General features: G+C 69.4%; 18 protein-coding genes. 8 read left to right on the forward strand and 10 right to left on the reverse strand.

Features of this window, described 5'->3' with window-relative positions:
- Both VKQ35_RS11765 and VKQ35_RS11770 read right to left on the reverse strand, forming a co-directional pair.
- Positions 1-381, reverse strand: a complete 381-nt coding sequence (locus VKQ35_RS11765) for a type II toxin-antitoxin system VapC family toxin (RefSeq protein ID WP_324361769.1) — start codon at positions 379-381, stop codon at positions 1-3.
- On the reverse strand, positions 374-856 hold the full coding sequence (locus VKQ35_RS11770) for an AbrB/MazE/SpoVT family DNA-binding domain-containing protein (RefSeq protein WP_324361771.1): 483 nt from the start codon (positions 854-856) through the stop codon (positions 374-376). The genes VKQ35_RS11765 and VKQ35_RS11770 overlap by 8 nt, the downstream gene beginning before the upstream one ends.
- Positions 857-976: 120 nt before the next feature.
- Between VKQ35_RS11770 and VKQ35_RS11775 the strand changes: the two genes are divergently transcribed.
- Complete coding sequence (locus tag VKQ35_RS11775; protein ID WP_324361773.1) at positions 977-2,242, forward strand: aspartate kinase; 1,266 nt, start codon at positions 977-979, stop codon at positions 2,240-2,242.
- Here the strand turns inward: VKQ35_RS11775 and VKQ35_RS11780 are convergent.
- From VKQ35_RS11780 to VKQ35_RS11795, 4 genes are all read right to left on the reverse strand, one after another.
- Positions 2,239-2,652 (reverse strand): GNAT family N-acetyltransferase, encoded by a 414-nt coding sequence (locus VKQ35_RS11780; protein ID WP_324361775.1) that lies wholly within the window; start codon positions 2,650-2,652, stop codon positions 2,239-2,241. The genes VKQ35_RS11775 and VKQ35_RS11780 overlap by 4 nt on opposite strands.
- A 9-nt stretch (positions 2,653-2,661) precedes the next feature.
- Positions 2,662-4,056, reverse strand: coding sequence for an MFS transporter (locus VKQ35_RS11785; protein WP_324361777.1), 1,395 nt, complete (start codon positions 4,054-4,056; stop codon positions 2,662-2,664).
- 9 nt (positions 4,057-4,065) lie between these two features.
- A complete protein-coding gene (locus VKQ35_RS11790; protein WP_324361779.1) occupies positions 4,066-4,743 on the reverse strand; it encodes a nitroreductase in 678 nt (225 codons plus the stop codon).
- Positions 4,744-4,825: 82 nt separating this feature from the next.
- Positions 4,826-6,559: an alpha/beta hydrolase family protein gene (locus tag VKQ35_RS11795; protein ID WP_324361781.1), complete on the reverse strand. Its 1,734-nt coding sequence runs from the start codon at positions 6,557-6,559 to the stop codon at positions 4,826-4,828.
- Positions 6,560-6,750: 191 nt separating this feature from the next.
- On the opposite strand from VKQ35_RS11795, the gene ptsP reads away from it, so the two are divergent.
- From ptsP to VKQ35_RS11820, 5 genes are all read left to right on the forward strand, one after another.
- On the forward strand, positions 6,751-9,015 hold the full coding sequence (gene ptsP / locus VKQ35_RS11800; RefSeq protein WP_324361783.1) for a phosphoenolpyruvate--protein phosphotransferase: 2,265 nt from the start codon (positions 6,751-6,753) through the stop codon (positions 9,013-9,015).
- An 18-nt stretch (positions 9,016-9,033) separates the two neighbouring features.
- Positions 9,034-9,972: a helix-turn-helix domain-containing protein gene (locus VKQ35_RS11805; protein WP_324361785.1), complete on the forward strand. Its 939-nt coding sequence runs from the start codon at positions 9,034-9,036 to the stop codon at positions 9,970-9,972.
- Between the two features lie 44 nt (positions 9,973-10,016).
- On the forward strand, positions 10,017-10,322 hold the full coding sequence (locus VKQ35_RS11810; protein ID WP_324361787.1) for a hypothetical protein: 306 nt from the start codon (positions 10,017-10,019) through the stop codon (positions 10,320-10,322).
- A 47-nt stretch (positions 10,323-10,369) separates the two neighbouring features.
- Positions 10,370-11,518, forward strand: coding sequence for a flavodoxin-dependent (E)-4-hydroxy-3-methylbut-2-enyl-diphosphate synthase (ispG, locus tag VKQ35_RS11815; protein ID WP_324361788.1), 1,149 nt, complete (start codon positions 10,370-10,372; stop codon positions 11,516-11,518).
- Between the two features lie 207 nt (positions 11,519-11,725).
- Entirely contained in the window at positions 11,726-12,022 is a 297-nt protein-coding gene (locus VKQ35_RS11820) for a hypothetical protein (RefSeq protein WP_324361790.1), read from the forward strand.
- Between the two features lie 64 nt (positions 12,023-12,086).
- Here VKQ35_RS11820 and VKQ35_RS11825 read toward each other — a convergent pair whose 3' ends face one another.
- Positions 12,087-12,254: a hypothetical protein gene (locus tag VKQ35_RS11825; RefSeq protein WP_324361792.1), complete on the reverse strand. Its 168-nt coding sequence runs from the start codon at positions 12,252-12,254 to the stop codon at positions 12,087-12,089.
- A 63-nt stretch (positions 12,255-12,317) separates the two neighbouring features.
- The gene (locus tag VKQ35_RS11830) at positions 12,318-12,896 is read right to left on the reverse strand and encodes a pyridoxamine 5'-phosphate oxidase family protein (RefSeq protein ID WP_324361794.1); all 579 of its coding nucleotides are present in this window, start codon (positions 12,894-12,896) and stop codon (positions 12,318-12,320) included.
- Between the two features lie 83 nt (positions 12,897-12,979).
- Between VKQ35_RS11830 and prfA the strand changes: the two genes are divergently transcribed.
- Positions 12,980-14,056 (forward strand): peptide chain release factor 1, encoded by a 1,077-nt coding sequence (gene prfA / locus VKQ35_RS11835; protein WP_324361796.1) that lies wholly within the window; start codon positions 12,980-12,982, stop codon positions 14,054-14,056.
- 51 nt (positions 14,057-14,107) lie between these two features.
- The gene (locus tag VKQ35_RS11840) at positions 14,108-14,509 is read left to right on the forward strand and encodes a hypothetical protein (RefSeq protein WP_324361798.1); all 402 of its coding nucleotides are present in this window, start codon (positions 14,108-14,110) and stop codon (positions 14,507-14,509) included.
- Between the two features lie 12 nt (positions 14,510-14,521).
- Here the strand turns inward: VKQ35_RS11840 and VKQ35_RS11845 are convergent, their stop codons facing one another.
- Together VKQ35_RS11845 and VKQ35_RS11850 are read right to left on the reverse strand one after the other, a co-directional pair.
- On the reverse strand, positions 14,522-15,379 hold the full coding sequence (locus VKQ35_RS11845) for a hypothetical protein (protein WP_324361800.1): 858 nt from the start codon (positions 15,377-15,379) through the stop codon (positions 14,522-14,524).
- Positions 15,380-15,383: 4 nt separating this feature from the next.
- Entirely contained in the window at positions 15,384-16,988 is a 1,605-nt protein-coding gene (locus tag VKQ35_RS11850; protein ID WP_324361802.1) for a hypothetical protein, read from the reverse strand.
- Positions 16,989-17,025 lie beyond the last annotated feature (37 nt).

A 17,025-nucleotide genomic window follows, 5' to 3' on the forward strand; every position in this document is an offset into this window, starting at 1 on the left:
TCACCGTATCAGCACGACTTCCACCCCAAGGTCCAGTTCGGCCCAGGCGCGGTCCCCTGTGAGCACGGCGGCGCTCTCGCGCTCGGCCAGGGCCAAGCAGGCCCGGTCGCCGAGTGATAGACCCTTCGCCCGGGTCAGGCGGCGCAACAGGCCGGCGCGCAGGGCCAGCGCCGCGTTGAAATCGACGACCTCGCAGGGGAGCTTCGCCAGCACCGTCGCCACCATGTCGTCCGGCCACTGATCGTTCAGGCGCTGCGCCACCTCCGCCAGATTAACCGCCGATAGCTTCGCCCGGTCCAGGCGAGCCTCGACGGCCGCGCCGCCGGGCTCGCCCTGGATCAGGGCGAGAACTGCCGAGGCGTCGAGCACGGCCTCAGTCATCCTGAGCAGCCTCGGCCCGGCGCTCCGCGATCAATTCGGCCACCAGATCACGTTTCGGATCGATCCCGAATTGTTTGACCAGGGCTCTCACCCGGTCCCATGCAGCGCCATTGCTGAACAGTTTGACGCCGTCGTCCTGGACTTCTGCGATGACCACTGAGCCCGGCTTCGCCTGGAGCACGGCCAACAACTCCGGCGGCAGGCGCACGACGCCTCCCGCCTCGACAGACAGACGCTGGCTGCTCTCGAAATGGCGGCCCGCGTCCTGAACCCCAGGACTGGGATCGGCGGCGAGGGGCTTTTCCTTCGGCGGATGAAGCTTGTCGGCTTCCAGGACATTGCGGACGTGCTGATAGCGCTTGCCCAGGACACGGGCGATATCGGCTCGCGGATAGCCCTCCGCATCCAGAGCGCGGATCTTGTCAGACACCGTCATGTCTCCGCCGACGATGCGAGCGACATTGGGGCTATCCATTTTCGACCTCCACTTGATAGTTAGTTAGATAGTTTCGAATCTCTTGCCGGTCAAGGCCGTTGTGCCGCTTCCGGACCATCGTTAGAACGGCGCCCTCTTGTCGAAGGGGTCCGGCGCGACGTGTCTCGCCTTGTCATGAAATTCGGCGGCACGTCGGTGGCCGACCTGGAGCGGATCCGGCGCGTCGCGCGGCTGGTGAACGCCGAGGTGGCGGCTGGGCATCAGGTGGCCGTGGTGGTCTCGGCCATGGCCGGCAAGACCAACGAGCTGGTGGCCTGGACCGACGGCTCGGGCGCGGCGGCGCAGGGGCTCGACCCTTCCGACGACGAATATGACGTGGTGGTGGCGAGCGGCGAGCAGGTGACCGCGGGCCTGCTGGCCATGACGCTGCGCAACTCCGGCACGCCCGCGCGCTCCTGGATGGGCTGGCAGATCCCGATCATCGCCGACGACGCCCATGGCCGCGCCCGGATCGACGACGTGGAGCCGGAGAAGCTGATCGCCGCCATGGACTCCGGCCAGGTGGCGGTGATCGCCGGCTTCCAGGGCGTGACCCGCGACGGGCGCATCGCGACGCTCGGCCGGGGCGGTTCCGACACCAGCGCGGTCGCCATCGCCGCGGCGGTGAAGGCGGTGCGCTGCGACATCTACACCGACGTGGACGGGGTCTACACCACCGACCCGCGCATCGAGAGCAAGGCCAGGCGCCTGGCCAAGATCTCCTACGAGGAGATGCTGGAAATGGCCTCGCTCGGCGCCAAGGTGCTGCAGACGCGTTCGGTCGAGCTGGCGATGGCGCAGAACGTGCCGGTGCGGGTGCTGTCGAGTTTTGTAGAGCCGGGGGAAGCGCCCAATCTTGACGGTTCGGGGCAGGGTACAATCGTCTGCGACGAGGATGAGATCATGGAAAAGCGGATCGTGAGCGGCGTGGCCTTCAGCCGCGACGAGGCGAAGATCAGCCTCTTCGGCCTGCCCGACCATCCGGGCGTGTCCTCCTCGATCTTCGGGGCGCTGGCCGACGCCAACGTCAATGTGGACATGATCGTCCAGAGCCACGCGCGCACCGCCGACACCGCTAATATGGAGTTCACCGTCGGCAAGCGCGACGCCGCCCGCGCCGTCGAGATCGTCCGCGCCGCCCAGTCGACCATCGGCTTCGACGACGTGGCGGTGAACGACGAGGTCTCCAAAGTCTCGGTGATCGGGGTCGGCATGCGCAGCCACACCGGCGTCGCCAAGACCATGTTCGCCGCGCTGGCGGAAAAGGGTGTCAACATCCAGGTGATCTCGACGTCGGAGATCAAGATCAGCGTGCTGATCGACGCGGCCTATACCGAGCTGGCGGTGCGCGCCCTGCACGCCGCCTACGGGCTGGACCAGCTCTAGGCGAAGTCGAACATCACCACGTCGTCCGGCGGCGGGCTGACACCGCCGGCGCTGGCGTAGAGCGCCATGGCCGCGGCGTTCGAGCGGTTGGTGAAGACAAACATCTCATCCCAGCGGCCTGTCCGCCCCTCCGCCGCAAGCGCCTGAAGCATGGACTTGGCGATACCCTGGCGCTGGTGGGTCGGCGCGGTGTCCACCGAATAGATGAACAGGCTCGTGGCCTCGAAGCGGCGCAGGATGTGCCCGTAGATGAAACCGACGACTTCGCCGGCGTCCAGGCCCACGATGCAGACCAGGTCCTTGTCGGCGAGGTGGCCGGGCGCGGCCTCCGACGGGCAGTCCTCGTCGGTCAGGGCCACGGCCTCGATGAGGAGATCCTCGTCTCCGGGCTGCAGGCGGCGGATTTCCATACGCGAACCCTACGCCTTCTCCGCGCTCCCCGTCAGCCTGAACGCCGCCCAGGCGCCGACGAGCGCCAGCGGGATGACTGAGACGTAGATCCACAGCGAGGTTGATCGCGCGCTGGCGTCGGTCAGCCCGGTCGAGAAGCCGGAGAGGTTGGCCGCGACGCCGCTGATCGCCGAGCCGGCCGCGGCGCCGGTCTGCCGCACCGCGGTGATGGCCGACGAGCCGATGGCCTTGTCTTCCTCCGAGAGCGCCATCAGCAGGCGGCGGCTCATGAACGACCAGGAGAAGCCGAAGGCCGTGCCCATCAGGGCGCCGCCGGCCAGCACCCAGAGGAAGGGCCCGTCCGCCTGGCTCCAGGCCAGCACGACGAGGCTGACGACCAGGCAGATCACGCCGACGCGAATCCAGCGGCCGTCCCAGAGGCCAGTCGCGCCGGCCACCAGCATCGCCGCCAGGGTCCAGGCCGCCGACTCCGAGCCGATGGCGTAGCCGGCGCCGAGCGGGCTGAAGTGGCGCAGCTGCTGCAGGATCGGCGGGCAGTAGATGGCGAAGCCCATGGTCGCGGCGGTGAGCGCGAACATGGCGAAATAGCCCGAGCCGCAGACGGTGCGCAGGTCGCCGGCCCTGTGCGGCAAGAGGCGCACAGGGGCGAACCGGTCGATCCAGACCACCAGGCCCAGCACCGCGATCCCGGCGGCCACCAGCCCGATCGCAAGCGCCGGCGCTTGAACCACATCGCCGAGGGCGATCGCCGCGACGCCGACGCCCAGCACGCCAAGCTGGGTCCAGGGGATGCCCGGCCCGCCGCCGGCCTTGGCGGAGCCGCGCAGCAGGAAGGGCGCGGCGGCCGCGAAGACGCCGGCCTGCAGGGCGAACAGCCAGAACACGTCGCGCCAATTTCCGGCCTGCAGCACCGCGCCGCCGAACAGCGGCCCCAGCACCGTGGCGATCCCCCAGATGAAGGTCACGCTGGCGAACACCCGCGCCAGATGCCGCTCCGGGAACATCAGCGCGATGGCGACCATGGCGAAGCCGCTGATCCAGCCGGAGCCCAGGCCCTGGATCAGGCGGCCCACGAGAAACGTGCCGACGTCGGGCGCGAGCGCGCTCATCACGCAGCCGGCGGCCATCAGGGCGCCCGCCGCGGCCGTCGCGCCGCGCAGGCCGAAGATCTCCGAGACCCGGCCCGAACTCGCCCCCGCCAGGATCGCGCCGACCAGGAAGCCCGCCGTCGCCCAGCTGAAATAGGCGTAGCCGCCGAGCTGGGCGCCGACGCTGGGCATGATGGTGGCGGTGACCAGGCTGTCGGCGGCGTTCAGCCAGACGCCCAGGCAGATCAACGCAAAGCGCGGCAGCCGGCCATCGGCCAGCAGGTCGGCCCAGCTGTTCTCGTTCGCCCTGCTCACCCCGTCGGCCTAGTCCCCGAAACCGACGAACACCGTCGCCTCGGCCACCGGCTTGCGTTCGGAGACCACCGCATTGGCCGGGAAGCTTTCGTCGGGCCAGCCGAGCGCGATGCTTTTCATGATCACCTGATCGTCGGCGATGCCGGCGTGCTGGCGGACGACCGGCGACTGCATGATGCCCTGGCTATTGATCACGCAGCCCAGGCCGCGCGACCAGGCGGCGTTGACGAGCGCAGTCGCCACGGCGCCGCAGTCGAAGGGCGTGTCGTCGCTGTCGGCCAGCACCTTGTCGTAGGTGATGATCACGCAGACCGGCGCGTCGAACTGGCGGAAACCGCGCAGCACCCAGTCCTGGCGGCCGGCCGCATCCTCACGCGCGATGCCCATGGCGGAAAACAGCTGCTTGGCGACGCCGATCTGCCGCTCGCGGTGCGGGCCGGCGAACGCCTGGCCGATGCGGAACTCCCGGCTGTGCGGCACGCCCGCCAGATTGCGTTCGGTGTTGCCGGCGCGGATCCGGTCGAGCGGCTCGCCGGTGATGATGTAGAAATTCCACGGCTGGGTGTTCATCGACGAGGGCGCGCGCATGGCCAGGCCGATGATCTCCTCGATCAGCGCCCGGGGCACCGGATCGGGCTTGTAGCCGCGGATGCTGCGGCGGCCGAGGATGACGTCGTCGAACTGCATGAAGGATCCTGGACTCGTTGGGCGCGTGTCAGCCGGTGGACCTCTGTCGCCCACCTCCTCTGCAATGACAACGGGCCTTTCCCTACCGCGCCCTCGCCGCCCCCGGCGTCGGCAGCTTGAAGCCGGGATACCAGTGGGTCGCGGTGCCGGCGGTCACGTACCAGCTGAGCAGCAGGGCGCAGATCAGCGCGCCCGGGACATAGGAGTTGGTGCGGCGGTAGGTGATCGCCGCGATCGCGCCCACCACCGCCAGCAGCGGCACGAACTGGATCGCCACGATGGTGTTCAGGGGCTCGGTCGGCGTGAACAGGAAGCCGGTGCGGAACAGGGTGGAATACTCCACCACCAGCAGGACGATGAAGCCCAGGCACGCCGCCAGCTTCCAGGCGCCGGTCTGGAACATGAAGCCCTCGCCCTTCACCGCCAGGTTCGCCGCCATGGCCCGTAGCGCCACCAGGAAGTAGACGGCCCAGAGCAGGGCGTAGGGAATCGCCATCAGGGCGTGGCGCCCGTCCAGCGGATGCAGGCCCAGCACCCAAAAGCGGTAGTCGACCTTGAACACCGCATCGACGACGGCCAGCGACAGATAGCCCACCGCGATGGTCGCCACGGCGATCCCCGCCGACTTCAGCCAATCGTGGGTGAACACCGGCTTGCCGCCGCGCAGGACGAAGCTCAGCACCAGCGAGATGATGGCGTTGGCGAGCGCCCAGACGATGAGCTGGTTCTGGATCGACTGCGGGAAGAGCTGCATCGGGAAGAAGAACACGCCGGCCTTCATCACCGGATAATACGTCAGCGCGGGAATCGCCGCGGTCAGCAGGGCGGCCAGCCACCACTTCCAGCCGCGCCGCTCGGCGACCGGCTCCATGGGGTGGTTGAGGCTGGCGAAGACCCGGGTGGTCAGCAGCACCTCGAAGGTCCCGATCAGCAGGCAGATAAAGCCCGCGAAGCCGATCGCGGTGCCGATGTCCTTCCAGAGCCAGATCTGGTCGCCGGGCGGCAGGGGATTGGCCTCGCCCGTCAGGGTCTTTTCGAACCAGTCGACGGCGCCGCCGACGCCGGCGCGGCTGAAGTGCTCCCAGGGGTGCGTCACCGGCGGGTTTTCCAGGATCCGCGCGCTGCCGTCGGCGATGGTCCCGTAGATCTTGCCGACCAGGATCGGGGATGGCTGGCCAAACACCTTGGCGAGCTTCTTGGACGTCGGGACGAGCGAGCCCTTGGGCACGCCCCACATCAAGGGCGCGAACTCATCGAACTGCCCGTAGACGACCGCCAGGTCGTGGTAGGTCGCGGGCCCTTTGACGCCCAGGAAGCTCGGCGTCGAACCCTCGAAGACGATGGCCTTGTAGCCGTCCGGCTGGGCGGCCGCGGCGCCGGTGATCGGCACGCCGCCCATGGAGTGGCCTTCCAGTCCGATATTGGCCTTGTCGACCATCGGCAGGCTCTGCAGGTATTTCAGCGCCGCCGGACCGCCCAGATCCCTCACCTGCCCCACTGCGCCCTCGGAATAGCCGTGGCCGACCATGTCCATGGCCAGGACCACGAAGCCGCGCCGGGCGAGTTCGATGGCGAACGGGCTCTGCATCTCGCGGGTGTTGATGTAGCCGTGGCTGACCAGCACCGCCGGGGCCGGATGGGCGGGCGTCGCGCTCGCCGGCACATAGAGCAGGCCAGCCTGGGTCAGTCCCTTGTCCCCGGCGAAGCGCACCTCGCGCAGCGAGACGTGGCCCGCGGTCTCGATCTGATGGGCCAGGACCGATCCCCCCAGGATCAGCACCAGGCCCAGGATGAAGAAGCCCCATTTCCGCAGCATGGCGTCCCCCCGAGGACAGGTGTTTTCTGTTCGTTGGGCGCGACGATGCGTCGACTGGAGGGAAAGCTCAAGCGTGGGCGCCCGATTGCTGTGCAACGGCGTCAAACGGTGGAAACGTCCCTTTCGGTCTCCGTTCGGCGACACAAACCTGCTAGGACGCGGAAAAGAATGAGGGAGAGTCCGGAAGGCCGATGGCCCAGCCTGGGGTAGCCATACGCGGTCAGCGCAGTCTGCTTCGGCAGATCCGGGAGGCGCTTGCGGGCGGCGGCCCGGCGCAGGCGCGCCTGGACATGGTGGTGCGGATCATCGCGCGCTCCATGGTCGCCGAGGTGTGCTCGCTCTACATGCGCCGCGCGGCCGGCGACATGGAGCTGTTCGCCACCGAAGGTCTCGACCCCGCCGCCGTCCACGTCACCCGCATGAAGCCGGGCGAGGGCCTGGTGGGCGAGATCATGAAGCTCGGCCGGCCGCTGAACCTGGCCGACGCGCCCGAGCACCCGGCCTTCTCCTACCGCCCGGAAACCGGCGAAGACCCCTACCACGCGTTCCTGGGCGTGCCCCTGCTGCGCGGCGGCCGCGCCATCGGGGTGCTGGTCGTCCAGAACCGCACGGCGCGCAACTACACCGACGACGAGGTCGAGGACCTGCAGATCGTCGCCATGGTGCTGGCCGAGATGGTCGCCGCCGGCGAGCTGATCGGCGAGGCGGCGCTGAAGGGCGTGGAGATCGCGCCGCACCGGCCCGAGCGGCTGAAGGGCTCGCGGTTCGGCGACGGCCTGGCCTATGGCGTGGCGGTGCTGCACGAGCCGCCCGTCGCGCCCTCGCAGCTGCTGTCGGAGGACGTGGCCGCCGAGGAGCGCCGCCTCGCCGCCGCCATCGCCAGCCTGCAGGCCCAGATCGACCAGATGCTGGAGGGCAACGCCGGCCTGGTCGACGCCTCCTTCGAGGTGCTCGACACCTACCGGATGTTCGCCCATTCGCAGAGCTGGTTGCGCAGCCTGCAGGACGCGGTGAGCAACGGCCTCACCGCAGAGGCCGCCGTCGAGCGCGTGCGCTCCGAGCACCGCGCGCGCCTCGGCCAGGCCCGCGACCCCTATCTGCGCGAGCGGCTGCACGATCTGGAGGACCTCAACGACCGGCTGTTGCGCCACCTGTCCGGCGACGGCCACGAGGCGCGCGAGCTGCCCGACAACGCCATCCTGATCGCGCGCAACCTGGGGCCGGCGGACCTCCTGGAATACGACCGCACCAAGCTGCGCGGCCTGCTGCTCGAGGAAGGCTCGGCGGCCAGCCACGCGGCGATCGTCGCCCGCGCGCTGGATATCCCCTGCGTCGGGCGCCTGCCGGGCCTGCGAGACGCGGTCTCCGAAGGCGACATGGTGATCGTCGACGCCGAGACGGCGGAAGCCTACCTGCGCCCACGCACCGACGTGGTGAAGGCGATCCAGGCGCGCATCGACGTGCGCCGGCAACGCCGCGCCGAGTTCGCCAAGCTGCGCGACACGCCTGCCTTCACCCGCGACGGCGCCAAGATCACGCTCTTGATGAACGCCGGCCTCGACGTCGACCTCGACATCCTGGCCGAGACCGGGGCGGAGGGCATCGGCCTGTTCCGCACCGAGTTCCAGTTCATGGTCGCCGAGGAGATGCCGCGCTTCAACGCCCAGACTGCGCTCTACGGCCGGGTGATGGACGCGGCCGGCGACCAGCCGGTGACCTTCCGCACCCTCGACCTCGGCGGCGACAAGGTGCTGCCCTACATGGAGGCCGAGCGGGAGGACAATCCGGCGCTGGGCTGGCGGGCGATCCGCATGGGCCTGGACCGCCCGGCGCTCCTGCGCCTGCAGCTGCGGGCGCTGATCGCCGCGGCGCGCGGGCGGGAGCTGCGGATCATGTTCCCGCTGATCTCCAACGTCGACGAGTTCCGCGCCGCCCGCGCCTGGGTGGACGTGGAGATCGCCTGGGCGCAGCGGCGGGGCCGCGCCGCGCCGTCGCGCCTGCACGTGGGCGCGATGATCGAGGCGCCGTCGCTGGTCTGGCACCTGGACGCGCTGCTGCCGCTCACCGACTTCGTCAGCGTCGGGACCAACGACCTGATGCAATATCTGTTCGCCGCCGACCGGGGGAACCCGCGGATGGCCGAACGCTACGACCCGCTGTCGCCGCCGGCTCTGCGGGCGCTGGAGCAGATCCAGCGCGCCTGCGCCGAGACCGGCACGCCGGTCAGCGTCTGCGGCGAGATGGCGGGCCGGCCGCTGGAAGCCTTCGCCCTGGTGGCGCTGGGCTTCGAGCGGCTGTCCATGCCGCCGGCCGGGGTCGGTCCGGTGAAGCAGATGGTGCTCTCCTGCGACCGCGAGGCCGCGCGGCGCGGCGTCGCGGCGCTGTTGAAGAGCAGCGCGGGGTCGGTGCGCAACGAGATCGAGACCCTGGCGCGCAAGATTTCGGCGGCGGTCTAGGTCCGGGGTCCTACGCGCTTGGCTATCGACAACACTCCGCCCGACCTGCACTTCGGCAGCGACATCGGCCAGGCGCTGAAGGCGATCCGCGAGCAGCGCAAGCTCACGCTGGAGGAGGTCGCCGACTTGACGCGGGTCCGCCGCGCCTATCTCGCCGACATCGAGATCATGCGGCTGGACCGCCTGCCCTCGCGGCCCTTCACCATCGGCTACATCCGCGCCTACGCCGAGGCCATGGGGCTGGACGGCGACGCCGCGGTGGAGCGCTTCAAGGCCGAGGAGCCGAACCTCGACGAGCCGCTGCGCGCGCCGGTGGGGGTGGTGCAGAGCGGCGATCCCCGGGTGGCGGCCATCGTCGTCGGCATCGTCATCATCCTGGCGGCCATCGTGCTGTGGAACGTCGCCCAGCGCGCGATGCTGGCCAACGCCCCGCCGCCGCCGACCGCCTCGCCGCGCTCCACGGCCAATGCGCTGGCCGCCCAGAAGGCCGGCCCGGTCGAGCTCGGCGCGCCCCTGCCGGCGCCGGTGGAATCCACCGTGCCGCCGCCCTACGAGACGCCGGGCATGCCGACGCTCAATCCCGACGGGACCTGGACCAAGCCGACCAGCGTCGCCAAGCCGGGCCTCCCCACCGACACGGTGACGGTCGACCCCAAGACGCTGTCGCCGGTGTTCGTGGCGCAGGGCAAGATCTATGGCGCCGTGGCGCCGCAGCCCTCGACGGTCACCCTGCAGGCGCTGAAGTCCGCCTCGCTGATCGTGCGCGGCCAGGATGGCCAGATCTACTTCGCCCGGCAGTTCGGCCCGGGCGAAGCCTACCGCGTCCCGGAACTGGCCGGCCTGACCGCCACGGTCTCGGCGCCCGCCAGCTTCCAGGTGTTCGTCGGGGGCCAGTCGAAGGGCGTGCTACCCGCCGCCCAGGTGTCGCTGGGCAAGCTCGCCGAACCGCAGGGCTGAAACCGCGTTTCCCATCCAGCCCCGGCTGCGTGGAAAGGCCTCGGATGACCCTCAAATTGGCGCCGCTCGCCATGGTCGCCATCGGCTTGTCGATGGCGGCCTGCGTGTTGGTCTCGGCCCTTCGGCTGGACAACATCTACCTCGCATACGCGATCTTGGGCTTCGGGCTGGCAGCCAGCCTCCTGCAATGGCGGTTTCTGCGCCAACTGAACGCGAACCAGGGGATTCCAGGCCAGCCCAGCTTGTTTGGGCAACTCTACGGCATGATGTTCCTGACCGGGCTTTGCTCCGCGCCCGCGGTCCTCATCGGCCGAGTGATCGGCGGTGCGCCGATCTGGACTGGCGTCTGAGATCGCGGCTTGGGTTCGCGCGCACAAACGCCTATTTTCGCAAGATCATGAGCGTCAAAGACCACGTCCAGGACCACACCGCGCTGCGCCCCTGGCGTTCGATCCAGCGGCGCAAGAGCCGCCAGATCATGGTCGGCAAGGTGCCGGTGGGCGGCGATGCGCCAATCACCGTCCAGTCGATGACCAACACGCTGACCGCCGACGCCCAGGCGACCATCGACCAGGTCCGCCAGCTGGAGGAGGCCGGCGCCGACATCGTGCGCGTCTCCTGCCCCGACGAGGACTCCACCAAGGCGTTCCGGGCCATCGTCAAGGCCTCGAAGGTCCCGCTCGTGGCCGACATCCACTTCCACTACAAGCGCGGCATCGAGGCGGCCGAGGCCGGCGCGGCGTGCCTGCGGATCAATCCCGGCAACATCGGCAGTCCCGACCGGGTGCGCGACGTGATCCAGGCGGCGCGCGATCACGGCTGCTCCATGCGGATCGGGGTCAACGCCGGCTCGCTGGAGCGCGACCTCCTGGAAAAGTACGGCGAGCCCTGCCCCGACGCCATGCTGGAGAGCGCGCTGCGCCACGCCCGCATCCTGCAGGACCACGACTTCCACGAGTTCAAGATCAGCGTGAAGGCGTCGGACGTCTTCATGACGGTGGCCGCCTACAACCTGCTGGCCGAGGCCATCGACTGCCCGCTGCACCTGGGCATCACCGAGGCCGGCGCCCTGCGCACCGGGACCGTGAAGTCCTCGATCGGCATGGGCAACCTGCTCTGGGCCGGGATCGGCGACACCATCCGCGTCAGCCTGGCGGCTGACCCGGTGGAGGAGATCAAGGTCGGCTTCGACCTGTTGAAATCGCTCGGCCTGCGCCACCGCGGCGTCAACATCATCGCCTGCCCCTCCTGCGCGCGGCAGGGCTTCAACGTGATCAAGACCGTGGAAGCGCTGGAGGCCCGGCTGGCCCACATCGCCCAGCCCATGAGTCTGTCGATCATCGGCTGCGTGGTGAACGGCCCGGGCGAGGCCTTGATGACCGACCTCGGCTTCACCGGCGGCGGCAAGGGCTCGGGCATGGTCTATGTGGCCGGCCGCCCGGACCACAAGATGGACAACGACCAGATGGTCGACCACATCGTCGGCCTCGTCGAAGCCCGCGCGGCGGCGCTGAAGGCCGCCGAGGCGCCGCTAGCGGCGGAGTAGACCAGGAGATGCTCCCCCTCAGGGGGAGCTGTCTGCGAAGACAGACTGAGGGGGTTCCATCTCCTGAGTCGGTGGCTGAAACCCCCTCCACCGCTGCGCGGTCCCCCTCCCCCTGCGGGGGAGGATCTAAAAAATGACGCCCGTGTCACTCTTGCGCGGCTCTCGCATCCGCGCTTAGGTGCGGCTGCCTTTTTTGGGAGCGAGACCATGGCCGCAGCCGACGGAAACTGGAAGATCACCATCAACACGCCGATGGGCGCCCAGGAGGTGACCGCTTCGATCACCACCAACGGCGACACCTTCACCGGCAAGACCTCGGGCCGCATGGGCGACAGCGAAGTCAGCGGCAAGGTCGACGGCGACACCCTCACCTGGAGCGCCAACATCACCCAGCCGATGCCGATGACCTTGGAGTTCTCGGCCACCGTGGCCGGCGACGCCATGACCGGCAACGTGAAGCTCGGCGCCTTCGGCAACGCTCCGCTGAGCGGCGTCCGCGCCTAAGCCATTCCGCGCCTCCGGGCGTGAGCGTTGAGGCCTCCCCCAGCGATGGGCGGAGGCCTTTTTGCTAGCGCGAGGCGGCGAGCGCCGAGGACGCGCTCGGCACCGCGTCGGTGCTCAGCGGCTGGTTCTGCCGGGCGTGGAGCAGCAAGAGCACCGTGAAGCCCACCAGCACCGCGGCGATCAGGCCGATCAGCACGGCCTTCCCACTCAGTCCTGTCCGTTCGCCTGCCATCGCGGTCTCCAACGCTACGAGGCGTCTTAACGGGCGCCCGGCGGCGATGTTCCGGCGACCGGACTAGCGTCGGCGGGCCGGGACGACGTCGCTGAAGATCTCGAAGGTCTTCCATTTCGGCTCAAGCGGCGGCGCCTCCGGGTCGGGGAGGTAGGCCGACGGCTCGACCAACGCCAGGTTCGGCACATAGCGCGGGCAATTGGGGAAGATGTCGACCGGCGTGACTTTCACCAGCAGCTGGGCGCCGGGGATATCCGCCATCAGCGGGTCGTCGCCGACGACCTGCGCCACGCCGTTCAAGCGCAGCCGCTTGGGCGCCTCGCCAAAGGCGATGAACAGGATGCCGACGTGGCGGTTTACGCCGAGGTTCCCCAGGCTCTTGAACATCCCATTGCCGTCGTAGTCGGGGAACACCAGCAGGTCCGGCGCCGCGACGCGGACGAACCCCGGCGGCCCGCCCTTGAACGAGCAGTCCGGCCGTCCCTGCGCATCCGCCGTCGCCAGGAAGAAGAAGCCGAGCGAGCCGATGAAGGCCGCGTCGTCGTCGTTGAACTGGCTGCGCCGCAGCTTCTCGTCCAGGCGGTCGGCGAGCGCGCGGCTGCCGAAGGCGTCTTGCAGCGCGCGGTTACCCTCATGGTACATGGGGCCCTCCCTCTCGCCGCCGGTTTGGCATCCGGACAGCGGAAGGCTAAGGAAGCTCCCCTTCTCTTAAGGCGTCCAGACCCTTGCGACTTCCCCAGGCCAGGCTCGATCAGGTGCTCGACCGCTTCCGCGAGATCGAGGCGCGGATGGGCGCGGCGACCGACGGCCAGGAGATCGTGCGCCTGGGCAAGGAGCACGCCGAGCTCAAACCCGTGGTCGAGGCGGTCGAAGCGGTGCAGCGCGCCCGCGCCGAGGGGCCCGAACTCGAGGAGATGGCCGCCGGCGACGACGCCGAGATGGCCGCCATGGCCCGCGACGAACTGGACGCGCTGAAGGCCCGCCTGCCGGTCCTGGAGCATGAGGTCGCGCTGCTGCTGGCGCCCAAGGACAAGGACGAGAACGCCTCGGCGATCCTGGAAGTGCGGGCCGGCACCGGGGGCGACGAAGCGGCGCTGTTCGCCGGCGACCTCTTCCGCATGTACCAGCGCTATGCCGCCGAGCGCGGCTGGCGGGTGGAGATCGACAGCCTCTCGGAGGGCGACGCCGGCGGCTACAAGGAAATCATCGCCGCGGTCACCGGCGACGGCGTGTTCGGCCGCCTGAAGTTTGAGAGCGGCGTCCACCGCGTCCAGCGCGTGCCGGCCACCGAGGCGCAAGGGCGCATCCACACCTCGGCCGCCACCGTCGCCGTCCTGCCCGAGCCCGAGGACGTGGAGATCGACATCAAGACCGAGGACATCCGCATCGACACCTACCGCTCCAGCGGCGCCGGCGGCCAGCACGTCAACAAGACCGACTCGGCGGTGCGCATCACCCACCTGCCGACCGGCATCGTGGTGACGAGCTCGGAGAAGTCGCAACACCAGAACCGCGCGCGCGCCATGAAGGCGCTGAAGGTCAAGCTCTACGACCAGCAGCGCGAGGCGCTGGACACCGCCCGCTCCGACGCGCGCAAGAGCCAGGTGGGCTCCGGCGACCGCTCCGAACGCATCCGCACCTACAACTACCCGCAGGGGCGAGTGACCGACCACCGCATCAACCTGACCCTCTACAACCTGCCCAAGATCATGGAGGGCGAGGCGCTGGACGACGTCATCGACCCGCTGATCGCCGAGGATCAGGCGGCAAGGCTGTCGGCGCTGGAAGACGAGTTCGGCTAGGGCCTATGCTCGCGACGGTCCGAGCGGTCCTCTTGCCATGGTAGTCACCCGATGACGCTTTCCTGCCTTTGCGGTCACGTCTGCCTCACGCTGGAGCGGCGACCGGAATACATCAACGAATGCAACTGCACGCTTTGCACGAAGGCGGGCGCTCGCTGGGGGTATTTCCACCCGTCGGAGGTGCGCGTCGACGGCCCGACGACAGGCTACTGCCGAGCAGATAAGGACGCCCCGAACGCCGAAGTCCATTTCTGCGCCGAGTGCGGCTCGACGACCCATTTCGTCCTGACCCAGAGCGCGGCGTCGAAATTCGGAAACACGCTGATGGGCGTCAACATGTGGCTGGCGGCGGAGCGGGACCTGTCCGGCGTCGAAGTGCGCTATCCGGACGGGCAAGCCTGGCCTGGCGTCGGCGATTTCGACTATATCCGAGAACCCCGGATCATCGGTTGAGACGCGGCGCAGCTAGCGCTTGGCGTCGCCGAGGCCCACGCCCCAGCCGAACTTGACGTCCTTCGCGCCGGCCCGCTCGAAATAGTCCTGCCAGGTCGCCTCGTGCGCCGGGCCCTGCAGGCGCCGCAGGCTTGGGCGCAGCAGGTAGTGGACGCGCACGGTCGCGCCCTTCAGGTCGGGGCGGAAGACGCCGAGGTCGCTTGGCAAGGCGACCTGCGCGCCCCGATTCTTGTACTGCGAGAAGTTGGCGCTGTTCTGGGCCATGTCGGAGATGATCACCAGCCGGCGCTGGCCGACGCCCGGCCCGAAATCCTCCTCGCGGGAGATGTTGCTGAAGGTCTCCACCAGCGGCGAGGTTTCGGCCTCCCCGACCCGGGCCAGCGAATCCAGGTAGCGGGCCATCGGCTTGCCGGCGACGACCTCGAAGCGGTGGGCGACCTGGTCCTCGTTGACCGCGATGCCGTAGACCTCATCGCGTTTCAGCACCCGGCAGAGCTTGAAGTTGCGCATCGGCGTGTCGGCGTTCTCGCCGACGCCGCGCACGGTCAAGAGGTCGTAGCGGTGCAGGCGGTCGTATTCGTAGAGCAGCACCTTCTTGGCGTAGCTGATCTGGGCGGGCGTGAAGCGGTCGGTCTGGTCGATCACCAGCACCGTGTGGGCCTTGGGCAGCAGCTGGTCGGTCTCGCAGCCGGTGGCCACGTCCACGGGCTTCGGCCGCGCCAGGATCGCGAGGCCGAGCAGCAGGGCCGCGCCGACGCCGACGGCGGCGTAGAACTTCAGCGCCCGGCGGGTCTCGGCGACCCGCTCGGCCGACGCCGGACGGCGGCGCGATGACAGAAGCCGCCGCCGCGGGCCCCGGCCCAGCGCCATGGCCTCAGGCCACTCGGGTTGTGGGGATGGCCGCGGCGGCCAGCTCCCGGCGTTGCGAGACCTGCCGGTCGGCGACTTGCAGCACCTCGGCCTCGATCTCGCGGACGCCGTCGCCAAGCACGGCGAGCAGCCCCTCGCCGTGCAGGCGCAGGCGCTTGGCGATCCGGACGTTTTCGGCGACCTGATCCTGCGCGCCTTTGAGATGGTCGCGGAACGCCGCGAGCCTGGCCTCGACCGTCTGCAGCGAGCCGTGCAGCTCGGCCTTTTCACCCGCCTCGCCAAACCGTCCGTCGCGGTAGTCGGAAAGGCTCGGGAAGCTGCGGAAATAGGCCGGTTCGGTGCCTTCGTGGCGGACCTTCAGGTTCTCCTCGCGGTAGGCCTGCAGCAGCGAGGCGCCCTGGCGCACCCATTCCGCTTCCGCGGCCAGCGCCTCGCTGTGGCGCTGATGGGCCTGATCGTTGACGTAGCGGGTCTGGGCCGCGGCCTGCTCGCTCTCCGCCACCGCCCGGTCGAGCTCGGCCAGGGTCTCTTCCATGGCCGCCCGCGCATTGTCCTCGACCTCGGCCATGGCGTCGGTGAAGGCGTCGCGGGCGTGCTGATAGCGCCGATCGACCTTCATGTAGTCGAAATAGCGGTCGGCCAGGTGATCCCAGGCTTCCTTGCTGACCAGCAGGTGCGCGCCCAGCCCCAGGACCAGCAGCGCCCAGCTGTACATGGTGTGCAGCCCGAACAGGCCCTCGCTGCGCACGTGGCGCCAGGCGTCGAGCGCGGCCTGCGGCAGGGCGCCTGAAGCATACTGGCTGGCGGCCAGCTCGGCGACCTCGCGGAAGTGGGCGACGTAGATGTTCCAGACCACAGCGGCCGTCAGGCAGGCCGCGCTCACCGCCCCGCCCAGCAGCCGGGTCTGCCACCGCACATGGCCCATCAGCCGCCAGCCGAACCCGCCGGCGGCGATGCCGAGCGCCAGGTTCACCGCGCTGATCAAGAGCGCGATGAAGATGCCGCCGATCCAGCCCTCGTCGGAGATCTTGCGCAGCAGCAGGCCGTTGAAGCCGGACTCCACCAGCATCAGGAGCGCCAACAGCGAGGCCAGGCCGTGCGGCGAGGCCCGGTAGACCGCGGCGCGCTGCAGCTTGTTGTTGGCGCGGAAGTAGCGGAGGTCCAGGAGGGCGTCGAGCTCGCGCTCCTTGAGGTCGATCAGCTCGGCGCGGTGCTCGTTCAGCGAGCGCGTGACCACCTGATCGATCCGGGATTTCTCCAGCGCCTCGTCGAGGGCCGCGGGGCGCAGGCCGGCCAGGAGCTGGGCCGCGCGGGCCAGCTGTTCGGCGAGGAACCGATGCACCGAGGCGATGCCGCGGAAGATCTCCTCGCAGATCCGCCGCTGCATGGCGTTGAGCTCGCGGTCGTCCTTGTGCGGCAGACCGTGGGCGCCGTCGTCGCGGGCCTGCTGCTCGAGCTTCAGCTTCTGCTTGAGCCGCTCATGGTCGGCGGCGTGCTCGCGGCCGAGCGCCGGAATGGCCAGATGTTTCGGCCACTTGTCCGACGCGCCCGCACCGCCCCCCTCGCGTCTTGGCGGCAGGATCCCGGCCTTGTTGTCGTTCGTCGCCATCGCCTTGCATGTAAGAGCGCGGCCGCGGCCAACGCAA

It is taken from the genome of Phenylobacterium sp. (assembly GCF_035309685.1).
GTDB lineage: Bacteria > Pseudomonadota > Alphaproteobacteria > Caulobacterales > Caulobacteraceae > Phenylobacterium.